Consider the following 21636-nt stretch of genomic DNA (forward strand, 5'->3'; position numbering starts at 1 on the left):
GATTTCCGTGACAGGTACGGATGCGGTCCGCCTGTTGCGCCACTATGAAAGCGGGAGGCGGTTCCTATCGTAAAGATGAGAGTGTATGAGCTTGGCAGAAGCTTAGGCAGATCCAATCAGGAAATTATGAAGATATTAACCCGGAACGGCATCAGAGTGACGAGTCACATGAGCGTTCTGGAAGAAAATCAGATAGAAATGGTGAGGAAAACAGTGGAAGCAAACGAGAAATCCAAGATGGAAAATCAGAAGAATACCGAGGGAGAAGCACCCAAGAAAAAGAACATTTCACAGGTGTTCCATCCCCAGAACAGCCGGAGCGGAATCAGCCGTCCGGCCGGACAGAAGAGCCAGAAACCGGCACGCCCGGCTGGCCAGTCCCAGGATAAAAAGCCGGCAGGCGACCGCCCCGCAGCCCAGGGCGGCGAGAGACGTTCCCAGAACGGCGGAAACGGAACCACCGGCAGCCAGAGACCTCAGAACGGCGAGAGAAGAAGCCAGGGTCAGAATGGTGAGAGAAGAAATCAGGGCCAGAACGGCGAGAGAAGAAACGGCGGTTTCCAGGGCCAGGGCGGCGAGAGAAGAAGCCAGGGCCAGAATGGTGAGAGAAGAGGCCAGGGTCAGGGCGGCGAAAGAAGAAGCCAGGGCCAGAATGGCGAGAGAAGAAGCGGCAGTTTCCAGGGCCAGGGCGGCGAGAGAAGAGGCCAGGGCCAGAACGGTGAGAGAAGATCTTACCAGGGCCAGGGCGGCGGACGTCCGCAGAATGGCGAGAGAAGAGGCGGTTTCCAGGGTCAGGACGGAGAGAGACGTCCGCAGAACGGAGACAGAAGAGGCGGCCAGAGAGGCGGCGCTTCCATTCCGAAGGCTCCGATCGAGAGCAAACCGCTGACCAAAGAGTCCAGAACCCGTACCGACCGCAACAACGACCGCAACAGAAAGAACAGCGGTGAGGACAAATTTGACCGGCTGGAGAAGAAGAATGTATCCAGAGGAAACAATACCGTAAAGAACCAGAAGAACAACAAGCCCCAGACCGCGAAACCTGCACCCGCTCCGGAGAAGAAGGAAGACGAGATCAGAAACATCGTTCTTCCGGAGACCATGACCATCCGTGAGCTGGCAGACAAGATGAAGGTCCAGGCAGCAGCCATCGTGAAGAAACTCTTCATGCAGGGCAAGATCGTGACTGTAAACCACGAGATCGATTATGAGACCGCAGAGGAGATTGCTCTGGAGTTCAACTGCATTGCAGAGCCGGAAGAGAAGGTGGATGTGATTGCCGAGCTTCTGAAAGAGGACGAAGAGGACGAGAGCAAGATGGTTCCGAGACCCCCTGTTGTCTGCGTAATGGGTCACGTTGACCATGGTAAAACCTCCCTTCTGGATGCCATCCGTCACACCCATGTCATCGCAAAAGAGGCAGGCGGAATCACTCAGCACATCGGTGCTTACATGGTAACGATCAACGGCCAGAAGATCACCTTCCTGGATACCCCGGGACATGAGGCCTTCACCGCCATGCGTATGCGTGGAGCAAACTCCACCGATATTGCTATCCTCGTTGTCGCAGCAGACGACGGCGTGATGCCCCAGACCATTGAGGCCATCAACCATGCGAAGGCAGCAGGCATCGAGATCATCGTTGCCATCAACAAGATTGATAAACCCAGCGCCAACATCGAGCGTGTAAAACAGGAACTCTCCGAGTACGAGCTGATCCCCGAGGACTGGGGCGGAAGCACGATCTGCGTGCCGGTATCCGCACACACCGGAGAAGGCATCGACACTCTGCTTGAGATGATCCTTCTGACTGCAGAGGTCAACGAGCTGAAGGCAAACCCGAACCGGAAAGCCAGAGGTCTTGTCATCGAGGCCCAGCTGGATAAAGGAAAAGGCCCCGTTGCCACCGTTCTGGTACAGAAAGGTACTCTCCATGTGGGAGATCCCATCGCAGCAGGTTCCTGCTTTGGTAAAGTCCGTGCGATGATCGACGACAAGGGACGCCGTGTCAAAGAGGCAGGCCCCTCCGTTCCCGTTGAGATTCTCGGTCTTTCTGACGTTCCCAACGCTGGCGAGATCTTTGTACAGACCGATTCTGAGAAGGAGGCAAGAAGCTTTGCCGATACCTTCATTAGTGAGAATAAGGAAAGACTCCTGGAGGAGACCCGGTCCAAGATGTCTCTGGACGATCTCTTCAGCCAGATTCAGGCAGGAAACTTAAAAGAGCTCAATATCATCGTCAAAGCTGATGTACAGGGTTCTGTGGAGGCAGTGAAACAGAGCCTTCTCAAACTCTCCAACGACGAAGTTGTGGTTAAAATCATCCACGGCGGCGTCGGCGCCATCAACGAGTCTGATGTTACTCTGGCAGCTACTTCAAATGCCATCATCATCGGCTTCAACGTTCGTCCGGACAGCACAGCCAAGGCTACCGCAGAGCGTGAGGGCGTAGACCTTCGTCTCTACCGCGTCATTTACGACGCCATCGCTGATGTGGAAGCAGCCATGAAGGGTATGCTGGATCCGATCTACGAGGAGAAAGTTATCGGTCACGCCGAGGTTCGTCAGACCTTCAAGGCTTCCGGAGTCGGTACGATCGCAGGTTCCTATGTTCTGGACGGCGTATTCCAGAGAAACTGCAAGGTTCGTATCACGAGAGAAGGTAAACAGATCTACGAGGGCGCTCTTGCTTCTCTGAAGAGATTCAAGGACGATGTAAAAGAAGTAAAGGCCGGCTACGAGTGTGGTCTTGTATTCGATAAATTCAACGACCTCCAGGAGTTCGATCAGGTAGAAGCTTATATCATGGTAGAGGTGCCGAGATAATATGAGAAAAAACAGTATCAAAAATACAAGGATCAACGGGGAGGTCCAGCGTGAGCTGGCCAACATCATCCGCGGCGGGATCAAGGATCCGAGGATCAGCCCGCTGACCTCCGTGGTGGCTGTGGAAGTAGCGCCGGATCTTAAGACCTGTAAGGCATACATCAGCGTTCTGGGCGACAGTGAAGCCCAGAAGGCTACCCTTGCGGGCTTAAAGAGCGCGGAAGGCTATATTCGCCGGGAGCTGGCCCACACCGTCAATTTAAGAAACACACCGGAGATCCGCTTTATTCTGGATCAGTCCATCGAGTACGGTGTGCATATGTCAAAGATCATCGATGAGGTCACTGCAAAGGATGAGGAAAATGTTTGATCTTGACCAGGAAATAAAGGGGGCAAAGCGCATCGGTATCGCCGGTCACATCCGGCCCGACGGAGACTGCGTGGGTTCCTGCTTGGGGTTAGGCCTTTATCTTCGGGAAAATTACCCGGAGCTTGAGGCTGTGGATATCCATCTGGAATCCGTGCCGGAGAAATTCCGGGTGCTGGAGGGAACAGAGACCATCTGTACCTCCTACCCGGAGAAAACCTACGATGTGTTCTTTTCTCTGGACTGCGGAGATATCGGACGGCTGGGAAATGCCGCAGAATATCTTAAGACCGCGGGAAAAGTGATCTGCGTGGACCATCACATCAGCAATCACGGCTTCGGCGATGTGCAGTTTATTGAACCGGCGGCCAGTTCCACATCAGAGCTTATCTATCTTCTGCTGGATGACGCGGAGCTTTCCGTCAGTGCAGCAAAAGCACTTTATATGGGAATTGCCCATGATACCGGCGTGTTCCAGTATTCCTGCACGGGCAGGCGTACGATGGAAATTGCCGGAAAGCTCATGGAGAAGGGCTTTGATTTCAACGAGCTTCTGGATCAGACCTTTTTCCAGAAGACCTATCTTCAGAACCAGATCCTGGGCCGTGCCCTTCTGGAGAGCATGCTTCTGATGGATGGAAAATGCATCATCAGCGCCCTTCGGAAAAAAGATCTGGATTTCTACGGTGTCACCAGCGAGGATCTGGACGGCATCGTGAGCCAGCTGCGGAACACCACCGGCGTGGAAGTGGCCATTTTCCTCTATGAGACGGCCATTCAGGAGTTCAAGGTGAGTCTTCGGTCCAACGGAAGGGTGGATGTAAGCCGTGTGGCTTCCTATTTCGGAGGCGGCGGCCATGTCCGGGCGGCAGGCTGCACCATGCAGGGAAGCGTCTATGATGTGCTCAACAATCTGACGCTCCACATCGAAAAGCAGTTAAAGGGAGCAGACTTGTGATTCACGGAGTAATCAATATTTATAAAGAGCGGGGCTTTACCTCCCATGATGTGGTGGGTAAGCTCCGCGGTATTTTAAGACAGAAAAAAATCGGCCACACAGGAACGCTGGACCCGGACGCGGAGGGCGTGCTTCCCGTCTGCCTGGGAAAAGCCACCAAGCTCTGCGATCTTCTGACGGACAAGGAGAAGACTTACCGGGCTGTGCTCCTTCTGGGAAAAACGACGGACACGCAGGATGTCTCAGGAACAGTTCTCTCCGAGGCGCCAGTGACGGCAGAGGAGGAAAAGGTCCGGGAGGCCATTCTCTCCTTCGTGGGGGACTACGATCAGATCCCGCCGATGTATTCCGCCCTGAAGGTCAACGGCCAGAAGCTCTGCGACCTGGCCCGGGCGGGCAAAGAGGTGGAGAGAAAGCCGAGAAGAGTCACGATCCGGGAGATCCGGATTGAGAAGATCGACCTTCCCAGGGTGACGATGGAAGTGACCTGCTCCAAGGGAACCTATATCCGGACCCTCTGTCAGGACATCGGAGAAAACTTGGGCTGCGGCGGTTGTATGGAGAGCCTTCTCCGTACCCGCGTGGAACGTTTTACTCTTGAGGATGCCATCAAACTTGGAGAAGTGGAGGCCATCAAGGCGGAAAAAGGTCTCGACGGTCTCATGGAGAAAATCCTTCCGATCGACGGCATGTTTCCCGATGCTCTGAAGGCGGTGGTTCCGGAGAAGGGCATGAAAGCTTTGGTCAACGGAAACAGCCTGAAGGAGAATCAGATTCGCCCGGAAAGAGCGGCAGCAGATAACGAGCGGGTCCGTGTCTATGATGAGGCGGGCAGATTTTACGCGCTCTACCGGTACGAGGCAGCGGAAAAACAGTACCGGCTGGAAAAAATGTTTTATGACCGGGAGGAGGAACAAGATGGAATACATACAGGGGCTGGAAGGACTTTATATCAACGATGAGACCGCCGTCACCCTGGGAAAATTTGACGGCCTTCACCGGGGACACCAGAAACTGATCCGCCGCACCCGGGGATTTGCCCGGCAGGGCCTGAAAAGCGTGGTTTTCACGCTGGATTTCAACCGAAAGGGCATGCTTCTCACCCGTGAGGAGCGCCGCGCCATGTTGGAAAAGCAGGGAGTCGATTACCTGGTGGAGTGTCCTTTTCTTCCCGAGGTGGCCCATATGGAGCCGGAGGAGTTCATCCGCGGTATTCTGGCGGAAAAGCTCCATGCCCGGGAGGTCATTGTGGGAGCGGATTTCCACTTTGGCTATGAGAGAAAAGGCGACGCCCACCTTCTGATGGAGCTTCAGAAGATCTACGGCTATGAGGCAGAGATCATAAAGAAGGAAACTTACAACGGCCGGGAGATCAGCAGCACTTATATCCGGGAAGCCCTGGAAAAAGGCGAGATGGAGCTGGCAAAAGACCTTCTCGGCTATCCGTATTTTGTCTCCGGCGAAGTGCTTCACGGAAGACATATGGGCGGGCGGCTCCTTTTTCCCACGACGAATCTCATCCCGACGACGAGAAAACTTCTGCCTCCGAACGGCGTCTACGTTTCCAGAACCCATCTGGAGGATGGAAGGATCTTAGGCGGCATGACGAACATCGGCTACAAGCCCACGGTGGGAGAAAAGTTCCGGGGCGTGGAGACCTATCTCTACGATGTGGACGAGGATCTTTACGGAGCGGATATCCGGGTGGAACTGCTTCATTTTATCCGCCCCGAGCGGAAGTTTGAATCTCTGGATGCTCTCCGGGAGCAGATGGAAAAAGATATCGCCTGCGGAAAGGAGTTCCTGAAATGAGCACAATGCTGGAAAATGCCAGCGAAGTCCTTTTTGTCTTAGGAATCCTTTTTACCGTCGCGGGAGTGATTTTCCGGGAGATCCGCCGGGCCAAGGACCCTTATAAAGGAAGGGCTGTGGCTACCGTGGTGGAGCTTGCTCCGGGTAAACCCGACCGGGCAGGAAAAGAGGCGGGCGTTCATGACTATTATTATCCGGTTATGACCTTCTATGCCTCCAACGGCCGTCTGATCCGGGAGCGCTACCGTAAGGGCAGCAATCCGCCGGCCTTCCGGGTGGGCGAAAAAGTGCCTGTCCGCTATGATGCGGAAAAGCCCGAACGCTTCACGCTGAACCATCCGGGCAAGGAAGAAAAGGTGGAACTGCTCCTCTATTTTGCAGGGCTTCTTTTCATTCTTGCCGGCGGCGTCTGTTATCTTCTGTTCGGGCTTCGGATTCTGGGCTGAGACTTCGCAAAATCTCAAGAAAATGAGTTGACGGAAGGAGAAACATCTGTTATACTTGTGCAGTATGAGTTTAGCCGTCACTAAGGTTGCGGACACTCCGACCCCGTCTTAAGTGACAGGTGATTATATTAAATTATTTTAGGAGGATTTTATCATGATTTCCAAAGAGAAGAAAACAGCTATCATCAACGAGTATGCAAGAAAAGCAGGAGATACCGGTTCACCGGAAGTTCAGATCGCTATTCTGACCGCTCGTATCCAGGAGCTTACCGCTCATCTGCAGGAGAACCCGAAGGATCATCATTCCAGAAGAGGTCTTCTGAAAATGGTTGGTCAGAGACGTGGACTCCTTGCATATCTGAAGAAAACAGATCTGGAAGGCTATCGTGCACTGATCGCAAAACTTGGTATCAGAAAATAATCAACAACAAAAAGGGACGGATTTTTTCCGTCCCTGCTTTTGTAAAGTAAACAAATGAGGCAGCAGGAGCCGCCGAGACCACTGAAAAGCGGATTTTTCAGGGAAAATCTTTTTTTCAGTTGTTTCGGATGGATAGCTGCCGGAAAAGGAGAAAAACATATGTATAAGACGTTTTCCATGGAACTCGCCGGAAGAACGCTGAGCGTAGATATCGGCAGAGTTGCAAAACAGGCTAACGGTGCAGCTTTCATGCACTATGGCGACACCACCATTCTGAGCACCGCCACCGCATCCGACAAACCCCGTGAGGGTATCGATTTCTTCCCCCTGAGCGTAGAGTACGAGGAGAAGATGTACGCCGTAGGAAAGATCCCCGGCGGCTTCAACAAGAGAGAGGGAAAAGCCAGCGAGCATGCAATCCTGACTTCCCGTGTCATCGACCGTCCGATGCGTCCGCTGTTCCCGAAGGACTACCGCAACGACGTAACCCTCAATAACCTGGTTATGTCCGTAGATCCCGAGTGCAACCCGGAAGTAGTCGCTATGCTGGGTTCCTCCATCGCTACCTGCATTTCCGATATTCCTTTCGATGGTCCCTGCGCCGCTACCCAGATCGGTATGATTGACGGCGAACTCATCGTAAACCCGACCCTGGCTCAGAAGGATGTTTCCGATCTGCAGCTGACCGTTGCTTCCACCCGTGAAAAAGTTATCATGATCGAGGCAGGAGCAAAAGAGATTCCGGAAGCAAAAATGATCGAGGCTATTTTCAAGGCTCACGAAGTAAACCAGGAGATCATCAAATTCATCGATACCATCGTAGCTGAGTGCGGTAAGGCAAAACACTCCTACGAGAGCTGTGCAGTTCCCGAGGAGCTCTTCGAGGCCATCAAGAAGATCGTTCCTCCCGAAGAGATGGAAGTTGCCGTATTCACCGACGACAAACAGACCAGAGAAGAGAACATCCGTCAGATCACCGAGAAACTGGAAGCCGAGTTCGCTGACAACGAGGACTGGCTGGCAATTCTTGGCGAGGCTATTTATCAGTATCAGAAGAAGACCGTCCGCAAGATGATCCTGAAAGATCACAAACGTCCGGATGGCCGTGCAATCACCGAGATCCGTCCGCTGGCAGCAGAGGTGGATATCATCCCGAGAGTTCATGGTTCTGCTATGTTCACCCGTGGACAGACTCAGATCTGCAACGTCTGCACTCTGGCTCCTCTTTCCGAGGCACAGCGCCTGGATGGACTGGACGAGACAGAAGTAACCAAGAGATATATGCATCACTATAATTTCCCGAGCTATTCTGTCGGAGAGACCAAACCCAGCCGTGGACCGGGACGTCGTGAGATCGGCCATGGAGCCCTGGCAGAGCGTGCCCTGGTTCCGGTACTGCCGAGTGAGGAGGAGTTCCCCTACGCAATCCGTACCGTATCCGAGACTTTCGAGTCCAACGGTTCCACTTCCCAGGCAAGTATCTGTGCATCCAGCATGTCCCTGATGGCAGCCGGTGTACCGATCAAATCCCCGGTAGCCGGTATCTCCTGTGGACTGGTAACTGGTGACACTGATGACGATTACATCGTTCTCACCGATATCCAGGGTCTTGAGGATTTCTTCGGCGATATGGACTTCAAGGTAGCCGGTACCCATAAAGGTATCACCGCTATCCAGATGGATATCAAGATTCACGGTCTGACCCGCCCGATCATTGAGGAGGCCATCGCCAGAACCCGTGAGGCCAGATTCTATATCATGGATGAGGTTATGGCAAAAGCCATCGCCGAGCCTAGAAAAGAAGTTGGCCAGTACGCACCGAAGATCGTTCAGATCCGCATCAATCCGGACAAGATCGGCGATGTGGTAGGACAGAAGGGTAAAACCATCAACGCTATCATCGACGAGACCGGCGTGAAGATCGATATCACCGATGACGGAGCAGTTTCTGTATGCGGAACCGATATGGCTATGATCCAGAAAGCCATCGATCTCATCAAGATCATCGTAACCGACTTCGAGGCTGGCCAGATCCTGACCGGTAAAGTAGTCAGCATCAAAGAGTTCGGTGCCTTCATCGAGTTTGCTCCTGGCAAAGAGGGAATGGTTCACATCTCCAAGATCGCCAAAGAGCGCATCAACCATGTAGAAGATGTTCTGACCCTGGGCGACATCGTCAAAGTCGTTTGCCTCGGCAAAGACAAGATGGGCAGAATGAGCTTCAGCATCAAGGATGTAAAAGAGAACTAAATTTCATAAAGAAAATGAGGGCCGCCCCGGAGTTGTGGGGCGGTTCTTTTTTACAAGGCTTGTCTTAGCTCTGGTGGCTTTCGCATGGCCGCCTCTCTCCGTGTGACTTTCCAGAAAAAGTTCCACGTTGTCCGGACAGTTCTCCTTTTTCAAAGTCTCTCTCGTGTGCGAAAAGATGTACACGACACTTACGATGCACAGATTCAGGCAGATCATGTAGCAAATGTCAATTTCAAAGCATATGATGTAGAGCTGTTGCGCGTAGCGTATTTCGCGCTGGGGCAGAAAAATAGGTTGACAGGGTTTCGTGCGAAACTTATAATGGTACACGGACAATTATACAAAAAATACAAAGGATTTTTAAAATGGAGAAAAGAACAACAGGACACATTTTACGGCTGAACCTGGCCGCGGAGCTGACACATGGCATGTGCGTGAGCAATTTGGCTTTTCAGGTAGCGTGCGAAATGGGACTGCCTCCTGAAACCTGCCACGAGATGGCAGTGGCGGGAATGGTCCATGATATCGGAAAGCTTGAGATCGCCAAATATCTCTACAGCAGAGAGCCGGATCCGCTGACCATCGAGGAGCTGAAGTATGTGAGAACACATTCCACTATGGGATATGCGATCCTGAATGAACGCCATTATTCGGAATTTGTCTTGCAGTCCATTCTGCATCACCATGAAAATTATGACGGTTCCGGATATCCTTCCAACCTGGCGGGAGAAGAGATCCCTCTAGGGGCGAGGATTTTAAGAGTCTCAGATACCTTTGCGGCCCTGATCTCGGACCGGCCCTACCGGAAAGCCTTTTCCATGGAGGAGGCTGTGGCGCTGATGATCGACGAGATCAAGGATTTTGACGTGGGCGTTTTTCTGGCTTTTCAGAGAGTAGTTCACGGGCCGCACATAGAGGAGATCATGGAAATAAATAAGCAGGTTTTTGACCTGAATGAGGAGGAATTAAGATAATGCCATTAAAGAAGAAACCGGTCACCGGTATGAAAGACATTCTGCCCAGAGAGATGGAGATCCGAAACTATGTGATGAATCTCATCAAAGAGACCTACGGAATGTTCGGTTTTGTAAATATTGAGACTCCCTGCGTGGAGCACATCGAGAACCTTTCCAGCAAACAGGGCGGAGAGAACGAGAAACTGATCTTCAAGATCATGAAACGGGGAGAGAAGCTCAAACTGGAGACAGCCCAGAGCGATGCAGACCTCGTGGATGGCGGTCTTCGCTATGACCTGACCGTGCCGCTTTCCCGTTACTATTCCAACAATGCCAACGAGCTTCCGAGCCCTTTCAAGGCTCTGCAGATGGGCAATGTGTGGAGAGCAGACCGTCCCCAGAGAGGCCGTTACCGTCAGTTCATGCAGTGTGATATCGATATCCTCGGCGAGCCAACGATTCTCGCTGAGATCGAGCTCATCCAGGCTACTTCCACTCTGGTTGGAAAGCTGGATTTCCAGGGCTTCACGATCCGCATCAACGACCGTAAGATCCTGAAAGCTATGGCTGCTTACAGTGGTTTCCCGGAGGAGGCTTACGACGAGGTTTTCATTATCCTGGACAAGATGGATAAGATCGGCCTTGAAGGCGTGGAAGAGGAGCTTGTAAAAGCAGGCTACGAGAAGGAAAAGGCAGAGAAATATCTGGAGCTCTACCGCGAGGTGACACCGGATCTTGCCGGCATCCGTTACCTGAAAGAGAAACTGACCGGTTTCCTGGATCCGAAATGTGCCGAGGACCTCGAGACCATCATTACGAGCGTGGAAGCAGTCAAGACCGCAGACTTCAAGCTGGTCTTCGACCCGACTCTGGTGCGCGGCATGTCCTATTACACCGGCCCGATCTTTGAGATCAGCATCGACGGCTTCGGCGGTTCTGTGGGCGGCGGCGGCCGTTATGACGAGATGATCGGACGTTTCACCGGCCAGAACACGCCGGCCTGCGGTTTCTCCGTCGGCTTTGAGCGTATTGTCATGCTGCTTCTGGAGAAGGATTACCAGATCCCCTCCAGAAAAGAGAAGAAAGCCTTCCTGATTGAAAAAGGAATCGCCGGGGACGCTCTCATCAAAGTCTTCGAGGAGGCCAAGGCAGAGAGAGCTACAGGCGTACAGGTCAATGTGGTACAGATGAAGAAAAACCGGAAATTCCAGGTAGAGCAGCTCGAAAAAGAGGGCTATACGGAAATCCGCAGCTTTTATGTAGAAAAGTAAAAAAGAACCGCTGGTCGGAAGAAGAGGGATTCTCTTAAACCGGACAGCGGTTTTTTGTTATGGCGACAAGGAAAATGCACGCACTTGTGCAAGTGCATTTGACGACCGCTAATCAGGGCGAGATTCGCGTAGCGTATCTCGTTTCTGTCAGTTGTCGTGGAAGGTGCTCAGGGCATCGTCGGAGCCGCCGAGGATCACCTCGCTGAACTCCTCGCCGATAGTCATTTCCCAGGTGGAGCCATTATTATGGAAGGTGAGGGGGACGGAGCGGAGGATCGTGGCCTCATTTTCATCCAGGGCTTCCTTCAGAAGCTTCGCCGATTTGTCGGCGATCTCGGAATCGGAGGCGCGTAAGGATTCGGTGGTTTCGGCATAGGCGAGAAGTTTCTGCTTATAAGCCTTGAGAACCGAAGCCATGTCAAGGCTCGTGATATCTGCGCTGGCCGTGGCGTCGTCGCCGTTGACGCGAAGCTGGGTCACATTATAATGGAAGCAGGAGGCGATCTGGGAGGCCAGGCTTAAGTCCACCTGGTCGGACTGTTCGCTTCCGATGGCGAAGACATCGTGCATGCCAAGATAAGAAACCCAGTCTTCAGGAGAAAAATCCGTAAAGACTCCTAGAGTGGCGTCAGCCACTTCCTCCGGTGTGAGGAGGTAGGGATCCTTAAGAGCAGTGATGAGACCGCTTACGATCTCGTCTTTCAATTCTTCAGTGGTCTGGATTTTCCAGTTTCCAGACTGACGAAGCAGACCAAAACTGGCGGTGGTTGTGCTTTCCTCGTATGTATTGGTTTTCAGGATATCGCGAAGAACCGTGAAATAGGAGTTCATCGTGGTTGCGTCCTCGGTTCTCGGGTCCGCGGAGATCTTTGTCAAAGCCAGGCAGAGATCGTGGGCCAGGGTCTTAGCATCCAGATTTTTGATTTCCACTGTGACCGTCGCCGTATCCTCGTTGGTTTCCGTGGAGAGAATCGAGTAGTCAAAATTCTGAAAGAACAGCCGGACCGCCTCGCTGGTTTCTTCTCCGACGTCGGTGTCCCGGGTCTTGTTCTGAACGAGATCCTGATAGGAAACGAAGTTCTGGATGGTTTTTTCATCCAGTTTTTTGATCTGCTCGAGAGAGGAGCGAACCAGTTTTTCCGGAGTCTTCGCCCCGCAGCCGGTGAGAAGAAACACCAGAAAGAGAAAAAGGATATTCCGTAAATTTTTCATAAGAGCCTCCTTATGCGTGGTTTATGCCGTGAATCTCAGGCGGTATAGAAAGAGAACCGCGATCAGCTCCAGAACGAAGATCAGTGGCAGGCCGTAGCGGAAAGACGCGTGCCGTGTTTTGTGGCGAAAAAAGAACATGCCCGCAATGGACCCCGGGGAGCCGCCCAGAATCGCGATGAGAAAAAGGGTCCGTTCCGGAATCCGCCATTTCCCCAACTGTGCTTTTCTCTTGTCGATCCCCATCGAACAGAACCCGATCAGGCTGAAAATAATACACCATCCGATCAAAAATTGCATGAGAAACTTCCTTTCTTTGATTTGGTTGAGTCCATTGTAGCGGAAAAGGGGCTCGGTGTCAAATGAAGGCGGAAAACAAAATCTTCACAAAATCAACACAAAATTCAGGTAAAATACGGAACATTAAGGGAAATTTAAGTAGGCACTCCAGAATGAACGTGCTATAATGGCACAGTAAACAGGAGCAAACTGGAAGGCACCTGAATAGTTGCATGAATTTTTAGGAGGAGACCATGAAAAAAAAGAAAGTGATCGCCGGGGTAGTTCTGGTGGCTGTCATTGCCGCAGGCGGCTCCGGAGTCGTTGTCTGGAAAAGGGTCCAGGACGGAACGCTTGAGCTGTCCTTTTTGAAAAAATCAGATAAAACGGAAGGCAGCGTCTATGTGGACTCTGTCGAGAAGATATTGAATCCTGACGTGAGCGGAACCAATCAGCGGTTTAGCGGTGTCATTGAGCCTCAGAAAACCTGGAAGATCGAGGCCTCCAGCGATAAAAAGATCAAGGAGATCTATGTGGCGGAGGGAGATCAGGTAAAGGCCGGACAGGATCTTTTCACCTATGATACCTCAGAGGCAGAGGAGAACCTGGTGGACGCTCAGATCGAGCTGGATCGCTTAAATTCCGATATCGAGACCACCCAGAAGCAGATCGACACGATGAATAAAGAGCTGGCCAATGTCAAGGATGAGGATCAGCGTCTGGAGTACACAAACCTGATCCAGACCAAGGAAAATTCCCTGAAGAAGAGCCAGTACGACCTGAAAAAACAGAACGTCACTATTGAGCAGTTGAAAAATACGATTGCGAACGCCACCGTGCAGTCCGAGATGGACGGTATTGTCAAGAGTATCAACGAGGATGCCGGCAGTTCTTCATATGGATACAGCAGCAATGATGACAGCAATGCCTTCATGACGATTCTTTCTGCCGGAAACTACCGGGTAAAGGCCACTGCCAATGAACAGAACCGGAGCGCAGTGCAGGCAGGTCTTCCGGTCATCGTTCATTCCAGAGTCAACGACGACGAGACCTGGAGCGGCACGATGGGCAGTCTGGACACAGAGAAGACGGCCCAGAACAACAACGACAACTATAATTATGGAAGCAGTTCCAACGACAGTTCCAGCAGCAATTACAATTTCTATGTGGAGCTGGATGATTCCAGCGACCTGATTCTTGGACAGCACGTCTATGTGGAGATCGACAACGGCCAGTATAAGCATCAGGATGGCGTATGGCTGAACAGCTACTATATTATACAGAATGGCGACGGCACGGGTTATGTCTGGGCTGCCGATTCTCAGGATAAGATGGAGGAGCGGAAGGTGACTTTGGGCGAATACGACGAGGAGCTGGATCTCTATGAGATCACGGACGGCCTCACCAGAGAGGATTACATCGCCTTCCCATCCTCTGATATTCAGGCAGGCATGACGGCGGAGCGGAACATCGACAATGCCACAATTGGAACCGGAGCAGCGAGCGCTACAGGCATCGGTGACGGAGAAACCTATATTGGCGGCGACTACAGTGGCTACAGCGATTACAGCGAGGACGACGGACTCTATGACAGCGGTGATTACAGCCTGGATGAGACCGGAGAAGAATATCTGGATACCGGGGACGGCAATGTTGACGATCTGAGCGGGGACGAAGCTTATTACGACGACGGCGTTTATACGGATGACGGAGAGCTTCTGGATGACAGTGCAGACGACGGTGTCACAAATCTTGACGGCGAGGAAGAGACCGCTGCTTCTGGGGAGGAATAAACCTTGATTTTGGAAATGCATCATATTTATAAAGATTATTATCCCGGAAACATAGTGGTGCCGGTGCTGAAAGATGTGAATCTGAATGTGGAAGAGGGCGAGTACCTGGCTATCATGGGACCTTCCGGTTCCGGAAAATCCACACTGATGAATATCATTGGCTGTCTCGATAAACCCACCAAGGGCGATTTCAAGCTGGACGGTCTGGATATCCTGAACCTGAGCGAAAATGCTCTGGCGGATGTCCGCCTGAAAAAACTCGGCTTCGTCTTTCAGAACTTCCAGCTGCTTCCCCGGCAGACCGCTGTGGAGAATGTAGCCCTTCCCCTGATTTATGCAGGGGTGGGAAAAAGAGAACGGCTGAAACGGGCGGCGGCGGCCCTCGATAAAGTAGGGCTTTCTGACCGAATAAATTTCGTTCCGAACCAGCTGTCCGGAGGTCAGAAGCAGCGAGTTGCCATTGCCCGGGCCATGGTAAACCAGCCAAAGATCCTGCTGGCGGACGAGCCCACCGGAGCATTGGATTCCAAGTCCAGCGCCCAGGTTATGGATCTGTTTACCACACTGAATCAGGAAGGCGTGACGGTGATCATGATCACCCATGACAGCCATGTCGCCGGATTCGCGAAACGGAGAGTCGATATCTTCGATGGTGAGATATCGGAATATAAGCCTCAGGAGGTGACGCTGTGAAAAAGCGTACGATCATACTAATCACAATTTTCTCGCTGGCGGCAGTAGGCGGTGGAGGATACGGCATCTACCACCTGGTCAAAAACGGAGGAAGTCCGGTGGAGGTGACTTCCGTGGCCAACTTAAACCAGGGGTACTGGGGAAGTGAGACCAGCTCCAGCGGAACCATCACATCCAAAGCCAATCAGGAAGTCCATCTGGATTCCAATAATGTCATCAATCAGGTCTATGTAAAAGAAGGCGATAAAGTCAAAGTGGGAGACAAGCTTCTCTCCTACGACACGACCCTTCTGGAGCTGAATCTGGAATCCTACCAGCTGGAAGGAAAATCCATCGAACTGGAGATCAAGGGAGCAGAAAAGGATCTGAAGAAGCTGAAGAGTATCACACCGGTGGCGGATAGTTCTTCCTCTACCTCATCGGATCTTTCCAACTTGGAAAATGATGACAGCGGAAGCTATTTGGATTCTGACAGCGTGATCGATGATCAGGCGAAAGCAATCCTGAATCCGATGAATCTGACCGCAGCGGCAGAGGGCGGAGAAGAAACACCGACGCCTGAAACGGCAGCAGCAGAGACAGCAGCGCCGGAAACGCAGGCGCCAGAGACAAGCCCGGCAAGCCCGGAAACGACAGTGCCGGAAACATCAGCACCGGAAACACAGGCGCCAGAGACGGCAGCACCGGAAACACAGGCAGCAGAGACAGCGGTACCGGAAACAAAAGCATCGGAAACGACAGCGCCAGAACCATCATCTGCCGGGGCTGCGGCCGTACAGGCTCAGGAAGCAGAAAGTTCTGATATGATCACACTGGATCCGTCATCAGGAAACGGACTGGGCGGAAATGATCCCGCACCTGCGGTCAAGACGGAGGATAAGATCCTTAAAATGCTGACTTATCGGAGCAAACCCTTAGAGGGAGACGGGACAAAAGAAAATCCCTATGTGTTTCTCTGTGCAGACGGAGCGGTGATCCAGGGCTCTTTCTTAAATAAGATCCTGGGCTTTGTAGAAGACGGTTCTGTAAGAGAAGGCGGCGGAATGACAGAGGATGGCCAGGGCTGTTACGCCAGACTGGAGATCCGGAAAGGAAACCAGACCGAGGGAGAGGTCCTAAGCACCCTTGATATCGACGGAACAAAGGAGACCGACAAGGCGTTTGCTAAAGACACCAAATGGCGTTTTGCCGCCAAAGGCGTACAGCTTCCGGCAAACGAGGAAGAGGGTGACGGAAGCCGCCTGACGGCCAAAGACGGAGCGGACTTCTGGACCGAGACTATCTCCGATGAGGTGAAAAATGCCACCTCCGAGAGCGAGACCGGTTCCAGTGATGTTACGGATATTGTGATCGGCGGAGACGGGAGCGAATCTGGAAACACGAGTGAGACCGGCAGCAGTGAGACCGCGGCTTCCGAGACAAACGGGACGGAAACTCCCGGCACAGAAACCGAGACTCCTGTGACAGAATCAGAAACGCCGCCGACTGAGACTTCCGCTACAGAAACGTCAGCAACGGAAACAGAAACTCCGGGAAGCGAGACAAATGCGACCGAGGCCCCGGCTACTGAGACCGAAGAGCCTGTGACAGAACCGGAAACGCCTGTCACGGAGCCGACAACAGAGACCGAGCCGACTACGGAAACAGAACCGGCCACCGAGACGGAAACTCCTGCTACAGAACCGGCCACCGAGGAGCCGGAGCCCTCTCCGCTTGAGCGAATCAAGGCAAAGAAGGTCCTGACCTATAATACGAAGCCTTACAGAGGCGAAGGTACCAAGGAGAATCCCTATGTGTTCTTCTGCGCAGACGGAGCGGTGATCCGGGCATCCTTTATGAACCGGATCCTGGGCTTTAATGAGGCCGGAACCTCCAGAAAGAATGGAGGAATGAAGGGAGACGGGGAAGGCTGCTATGCAGTTCTTGAGATCCGCGAAGGCGACGAGATGTCCGGCGGTTTTATCAAATCCCTTCTCATCCGCGGCACCACTCCTACCGAAAAAGCCTTTGCCCCGGATCTCAGCTGGATCTTTACGACCTCCGGGCTGCAGAAGGTAGTTCCGGAGCTTCCGGATGAAACAGAAGAAACGGAGACGGAAAGTGATGACTGGTATGACCCGCCCTGGGATGATAACAACGGTGACAGCTATACGGCATCAGAACTGAAGAAGGCAATCGAGGATAAAGAAAAGGAAATCAAGGATCTGCAGCTGAATCAGAGAGAGAATACCCTGAAAATCGAAAAAACTCAGCGTGAGATCGACGACTCCACCGTCACCAGCAGTATCCATGGAGTGGTAAAGAGCGTGGGAGACCCCGCCATCGGTGAGGTGGATGGAAAAGCCTTTATCCTTGTCACCAGCGATTCCGGCCTTTATGTTCAGGGAACCCTGAGTGAGTCGGATCTCGGAAAAGTCAAGGTTGGAAGCAGGATCAGCGGTTATTCCTATGAATCTTATACTTCTTTTACCGCGGAAATCACGGAGATCTCCAAATATCCTACCACTTCCCAGAGCTACTGGTCCAGTGATATGAATCCGAATGCCTCCAGTTATCCGTTCCTGGCATATATTGAGAATGCGGACGGCCTTTCCGATTATGAATATGCGGAGCTGAAGATTGAAGAAGATGCCAGTACCTCCGCAGACAGTATTTACATTGATAAAATGTATATCCGAAAGGAAAACGGCCAGAGTTATGTATACATCAAAGGAGAAGACGGTCTGTTGAAAAAACAGTATGTCCGCACCGGAAAGACTCTTTACGGCAGCACCATTGAGGTCAAAGAAGGTCTGAGTATCGATGATGCGATTGCTTTTCCATATGGAAAAAATGTCAAAGAGGGAGCGAAGACCAAGGTAGCGAGCGAGTATGCAGACGATGAGGATGACAACTCCTCTGGAATGGAGAATTATGACAGCGGAATGGACAATATAGACGGCGAAAACTATGACGAGGGCAATTACGACGAAGGATCCTATGAGGAAGGGTCCTACGAGGAAGGCGCCTATGAGGAAGCGGTTTATTGATCCGGTTAAGTCAAAATTCCATCGCCAGAGGCGATTTTCGGAGGTAGAAAAGTGTTAGAAAATATAAGATTATCCTTTCAGGGAGTCTGGTCCCACAAGATGCGTTCTCTTCTGACGATGCTCGGTATCATCATCGGTATCGCATCCATCATCGCCATTGCGTCCACGATTCAGGGAACTAATGAGCAGCTGAAGCAGAACCTTCTGGGAGCAGGAAATAATACGGTAAACGTAAAACTCTGCCGGTCCGATTCGGAATATGAATTTGACGATTATACCGGCATCCCGGCCGGCGTCCCGGTCTTTACCGAGAGCGACCGGGAAAAAATGCTGGCTGTGGAGGGCGTGGAAGATATCACTTTTTACACCAGCCGGAGCTATTCCAGCGACGTCTGGTATCAGAACACGAATCTCCAGGGTGCGTCCATCATGGGTATCGACAACCATTATTTCAATACCTGCGGTTATGAGATCCGGACAGGAAGATCCTTCCTCGACAAAGATTACACGGATTTCCGCCGCGTAGCGATTCTGGATGACACCGCGGCCACAAGCCTTTTCCAGGAAGACAGCCCTTTAGGAAAAACCATTGAGTTTGGCGGCACTCCCTACATTGTCATCGGCGTAGCCCAGAAAAAGGATGAATACCAGCCCGTCATCAATTCCATCGACGAGTACAATAGCTTGATGGGCGATTCCGACAGCAGCGGCGTAGTTTACATTCCTTCTGCGGATTGGGGAATCTCCTTCCAATATGATGAGCCGATGAATATCGTCATCAAGGCGGCCAATACGGACTATATGAAAACCGTGGGAAAAGATGTGAAGAACATTGCCAACGCTCTTTTAAGCGTAGGAAATAATTCAGATATCAAATACAAGGCAGATAAGATGATCGAGAAGATCGAGGAAGAGCAGAAGATGAACACCGCTGCTAACCAGCAGCTCATCTGGATCGCCGGTATTTCTCTTCTGGTCGGTGGCATCGGCGTTATGAACATCATGCTCGTGACCGTCACCGAGAGAACCAGCGAGATTGGTCTTAAGAAGGCTATCGGAGCCAAGAAAAAGAGGATTCTGGCCCAGTTCCTCACCGAGGCGGCCGTGCTCACCAGTATGGGAGGCATCATCGGTGTCGTCGTGGGAAATATACTGGCGAAGGTTATATCCAACATGACGGATACGCCGACAGCCATCAGCATTCCCGTTATCGTGGTTTCCGTGGTATTCTCCATGCTCATCGGTATCCTGTTCGGTCTCCTTCCTTCCATCAAGGCGGCTAACCTGAATCCCATCGATGCCTTGCGTCACGAGTAAGCATTTTTCAGCTCTCCGGAAATTCACCGGGGAGCTGTTTTTTGCAGAAAAACGGAAAAAAGGGGCTTGCGAAACGCCCCGATCCGTGTTATACTGCCATAGTCTAAAATAAAACACGCATGCGGATTCCGAGGACGGTGCCCGAAGAGGTTTCCAAGGAAGAATAAAACATGCGGAAGAACAAAACCAAAGGAGATAAAAGACATGAGCGTTATTTCAATGAAACAGTTACTCGAAGCCGGCGTACATTTTGGTCATCAGACCAGAAGATGGAACCCCAAAATGGCTCCCTACATCTACACCGAGAGAAACGGCATCTACATCATCGACCTTCAGAAATCTGTAGGAATGGTTGACACCGCATACAAGGCAGTATTTGATATCGCTGCTGAGGGTGGAAACATCCTTTTCGTTGGTACCAAGAAACAGGCTCAGGACGCTGTAAAGACCGAGGCTGAGCGCTGCGGAATGTACTATGTAAATGAGAGATGGCTCGGCGGAATGCTGACCAACTTCAAGACTATCCAGAGCCGTATCAATCGTCTGAAAGAGATCGAGACCATGGAGCAGGACGGTACTTTCGACGTACTGCCGAAGAAAGAGGTTATCGCTCTTCGCAAAGAGATGGACAAACTGCAGAAGAACCTGGGCGGAATCAAAGATATGAAGAAGATTCCGGATGCTATCTTCGTAGTAGATCCGAAAAAAGAGAGAATCTGCGTACAGGAAGCTCATACCCTGGGTATTCCGCTGATCGGTATCGCTGATACCAACTGCGATCCGGAAGAGCTGGACTATGTAATCCCGGGTAACGACGATGCAATCCGTGCCGTAAAACTGATCGTTTCCAAGATGGCAGACGCTGTTATCGAGGCAAATCAGGGTGCCGAGGAAGAAGTTTACGAGGGAACCGATGTGGAGACCGAGGAAGCACCGGTAGAAGAGTAATCATCATACGACGGAGGGAATGTAAAAATGGCTATTACAGCAGCAATGGTAAAAGAACTGAGAGAAATGACCGGCGCAGGCATGATGGACTGCAAAAAGGCTCTGACTGAGACCGACGGCGATATGGACAAAGCCGTTGAGTTCCTGAGAGAGAAAGGTCTTGCAAAGGCTCAGAAGAAAGCCAACAGAATCGCAGCTGAGGGTATCGTAGTTGACGTTGTAGCTGAGGACGGCAAGAGTGCAGTAGCCGTAGAGGTTAACTCTGAGACCGACTTCGTTGCAAAGAACGAGAAATTCCGTAACTATGTAAAGACAGTTGCAGATCAGGCTCTGACCACCGAGGCAGCCGACATCGACGCTTTCCTGGCTGAGAAATGGCACCTGGATGAGAGCAAGACTGTAGCTGAGGAGCTGGCAGCTCAGATCGCTGTTATCGGCGAGAACCTGAAGATCCGTCGTTTCCAGCAGGTGAAAGAGGAGAACGGTTTCGTTGCTTCCTACATTCACGCTGGCGGAAAGATCGGTGTTCTGGTTGACGTTGTTACCGACGTGGTAAATGACGAAGTTAAAGAGATGGCTAAGAACGTAGCTATGCAGGTAGCTGCTCTGAAACCGCTCTACACCAGCAGAGACGAGATCTCCGCAGACTATATCGCACATGAGAAAGAGATCCTTCTTGCTCAGATCAAAAACGATCCGAAAGAGTCTGCTAAACCGGAGAAGGTTATCGAGGGCATGATCAACGGCCGTGTAAACAAAGAGCTGAAAGAGATCTGCCTGCTTGACCAGGTTTATGTAAAAGCTGAGGACGGAAAACAGTCTGTAAAAGCATATGTTGACTCTGTAGCAAAAGCTGCAGGCGCTAACATCACCATCAAGGGCTTCGTTCGTTTCGAGACTGGTGAAGGCCTTGAGAAGAAGAACGAGGACTTCGCAGCAGAAGTTGCAAAACAGATGAACGCTTAATTGGCACTGAACTGAAAAGTTGAATCAGGAAAGACTCCGGGAGTCTTGTGAACACTCTGTTCTGGAGTGTACATGGGATTCCAGGGGTCTTTTTT

The 21636-nt window shown here is 51.7% G+C and carries 18 protein-coding genes; 16 read left to right on the forward strand and 2 right to left on the reverse strand.

Translation table 11 applies throughout. The features are described from left to right. Positions 1 to 75 precede the first annotated feature (75 nt). The 10 genes from infB to hisS all read left to right on the forward strand — a co-directional run bounded on the left by infB (position 76) and on the right by hisS (position 11307). A complete protein-coding gene (infB, locus tag LKD71_RS09950; protein WP_255632976.1) occupies positions 76 to 2826 on the forward strand; it encodes a translation initiation factor IF-2 in 2751 nt (916 codons plus the stop codon). A 1-nt stretch (position 2827) separates the two neighbouring features. Then, complete coding sequence (gene rbfA / locus LKD71_RS09955) at positions 2828 to 3196, forward strand: 30S ribosome-binding factor RbfA (protein ID WP_178045502.1); 369 nt, start codon at positions 2828 to 2830, stop codon at positions 3194 to 3196. Next, complete coding sequence (locus LKD71_RS09960) at positions 3189 to 4151, forward strand: DHH family phosphoesterase (protein WP_227615286.1); 963 nt, start codon at positions 3189 to 3191, stop codon at positions 4149 to 4151. The genes rbfA and LKD71_RS09960 overlap by 8 nt, the downstream gene beginning before the upstream one ends. Next, positions 4148 to 5113 carry a tRNA pseudouridine(55) synthase TruB gene (gene truB, locus LKD71_RS09965; protein WP_227615287.1) on the forward strand — a complete coding sequence of 322 codons (966 nt, stop codon included), beginning with the start codon at positions 4148 to 4150 and terminating at the stop codon, positions 5111 to 5113. The genes LKD71_RS09960 and truB overlap by 4 nt, the downstream gene beginning before the upstream one ends. After that, entirely contained in the window at positions 5070 to 5963 is an 894-nt protein-coding gene (locus tag LKD71_RS09970) for a bifunctional riboflavin kinase/FAD synthetase (protein WP_227615288.1), read from the forward strand. Before truB ends, LKD71_RS09970 begins: the two co-directional genes overlap by 44 nt. Then, positions 5960 to 6409: a DUF3592 domain-containing protein gene (locus tag LKD71_RS09975; protein ID WP_178045506.1), complete on the forward strand. Its 450-nt coding sequence runs from the start codon at positions 5960 to 5962 to the stop codon at positions 6407 to 6409. The genes LKD71_RS09970 and LKD71_RS09975 overlap by 4 nt, the downstream gene beginning before the upstream one ends. Before the next feature lie 154 nt (positions 6410 to 6563). Further along, complete coding sequence (gene rpsO / locus LKD71_RS09980; RefSeq protein WP_178045507.1) at positions 6564 to 6830, forward strand: 30S ribosomal protein S15; 267 nt, start codon at positions 6564 to 6566, stop codon at positions 6828 to 6830. Between the two features lie 159 nt (positions 6831 to 6989). Then, on the forward strand, positions 6990 to 9080 hold the full coding sequence (locus tag LKD71_RS09985; RefSeq protein ID WP_227615289.1) for a polyribonucleotide nucleotidyltransferase: 2091 nt from the start codon (positions 6990 to 6992) through the stop codon (positions 9078 to 9080). Between the two features lie 365 nt (positions 9081 to 9445). After that, positions 9446 to 10054, forward strand: a complete 609-nt coding sequence (locus tag LKD71_RS09990) for an HD-GYP domain-containing protein (protein ID WP_227615290.1) — start codon at positions 9446 to 9448, stop codon at positions 10052 to 10054. After that, positions 10054 to 11307: a histidine--tRNA ligase gene (gene hisS / locus LKD71_RS09995; RefSeq protein WP_178045510.1), complete on the forward strand. Its 1254-nt coding sequence runs from the start codon at positions 10054 to 10056 to the stop codon at positions 11305 to 11307. Before LKD71_RS09990 ends, hisS begins: the two co-directional genes overlap by 1 nt. 147 nt (positions 11308 to 11454) lie before the next feature. Here the strand turns inward: hisS and LKD71_RS10000 are convergent, their stop codons facing one another. Then, on the reverse strand, positions 11455 to 12519 hold the full coding sequence (locus LKD71_RS10000; protein ID WP_227615291.1) for a hypothetical protein: 1065 nt from the start codon (positions 12517 to 12519) through the stop codon (positions 11455 to 11457). 21 nt (positions 12520 to 12540) lie between these two features. Next, complete coding sequence (locus LKD71_RS10005; protein WP_178045512.1) at positions 12541 to 12816, reverse strand: DUF1294 domain-containing protein; 276 nt, start codon at positions 12814 to 12816, stop codon at positions 12541 to 12543. A 233-nt stretch (positions 12817 to 13049) separates the two neighbouring features. Here LKD71_RS10005 and LKD71_RS10010 point away from each other — a divergent pair, with 233 nt between their 5' ends. The 6 genes from LKD71_RS10010 to tsf all read left to right on the forward strand — a co-directional run bounded on the left by LKD71_RS10010 (position 13050) and on the right by tsf (position 21541). Continuing rightward, positions 13050 to 14588, forward strand: coding sequence for an efflux RND transporter periplasmic adaptor subunit (locus LKD71_RS10010; protein ID WP_227615292.1), 1539 nt, complete (start codon positions 13050 to 13052; stop codon positions 14586 to 14588). A 3-nt stretch (positions 14589 to 14591) separates the two neighbouring features. Continuing rightward, positions 14592 to 15281 carry an ABC transporter ATP-binding protein gene (locus tag LKD71_RS10015; RefSeq protein ID WP_305038938.1) on the forward strand — a complete coding sequence of 230 codons (690 nt, stop codon included), beginning with the start codon at positions 14592 to 14594 and terminating at the stop codon, positions 15279 to 15281. Next, positions 15278 to 18310 carry an efflux RND transporter periplasmic adaptor subunit gene (locus LKD71_RS10020; protein WP_227615293.1) on the forward strand — a complete coding sequence of 1011 codons (3033 nt, stop codon included), beginning with the start codon at positions 15278 to 15280 and terminating at the stop codon, positions 18308 to 18310. The genes LKD71_RS10015 and LKD71_RS10020 overlap by 4 nt, the downstream gene beginning before the upstream one ends. A 51-nt stretch (positions 18311 to 18361) precedes the next feature. Beyond that, positions 18362 to 19627, forward strand: coding sequence for an ABC transporter permease (locus LKD71_RS10025; protein WP_227615294.1), 1266 nt, complete (start codon positions 18362 to 18364; stop codon positions 19625 to 19627). A 204-nt stretch (positions 19628 to 19831) separates the two neighbouring features. Further along, positions 19832 to 20575, forward strand: coding sequence for a 30S ribosomal protein S2 (gene rpsB / locus LKD71_RS10030; protein WP_178046639.1), 744 nt, complete (start codon positions 19832 to 19834; stop codon positions 20573 to 20575). A 27-nt stretch (positions 20576 to 20602) separates the two neighbouring features. Next, positions 20603 to 21541: a translation elongation factor Ts gene (tsf, locus tag LKD71_RS10035; protein ID WP_117763941.1), complete on the forward strand. Its 939-nt coding sequence runs from the start codon at positions 20603 to 20605 to the stop codon at positions 21539 to 21541. Positions 21542 to 21636: the final 95 nt, after the last annotated feature.

Origin of the sequence: Fusicatenibacter faecihominis (assembly GCF_020686945.1) — a bacterium.
GTDB classification, from domain to species: domain Bacteria; phylum Bacillota; class Clostridia; order Lachnospirales; family Lachnospiraceae; genus Limivivens; species Limivivens faecihominis.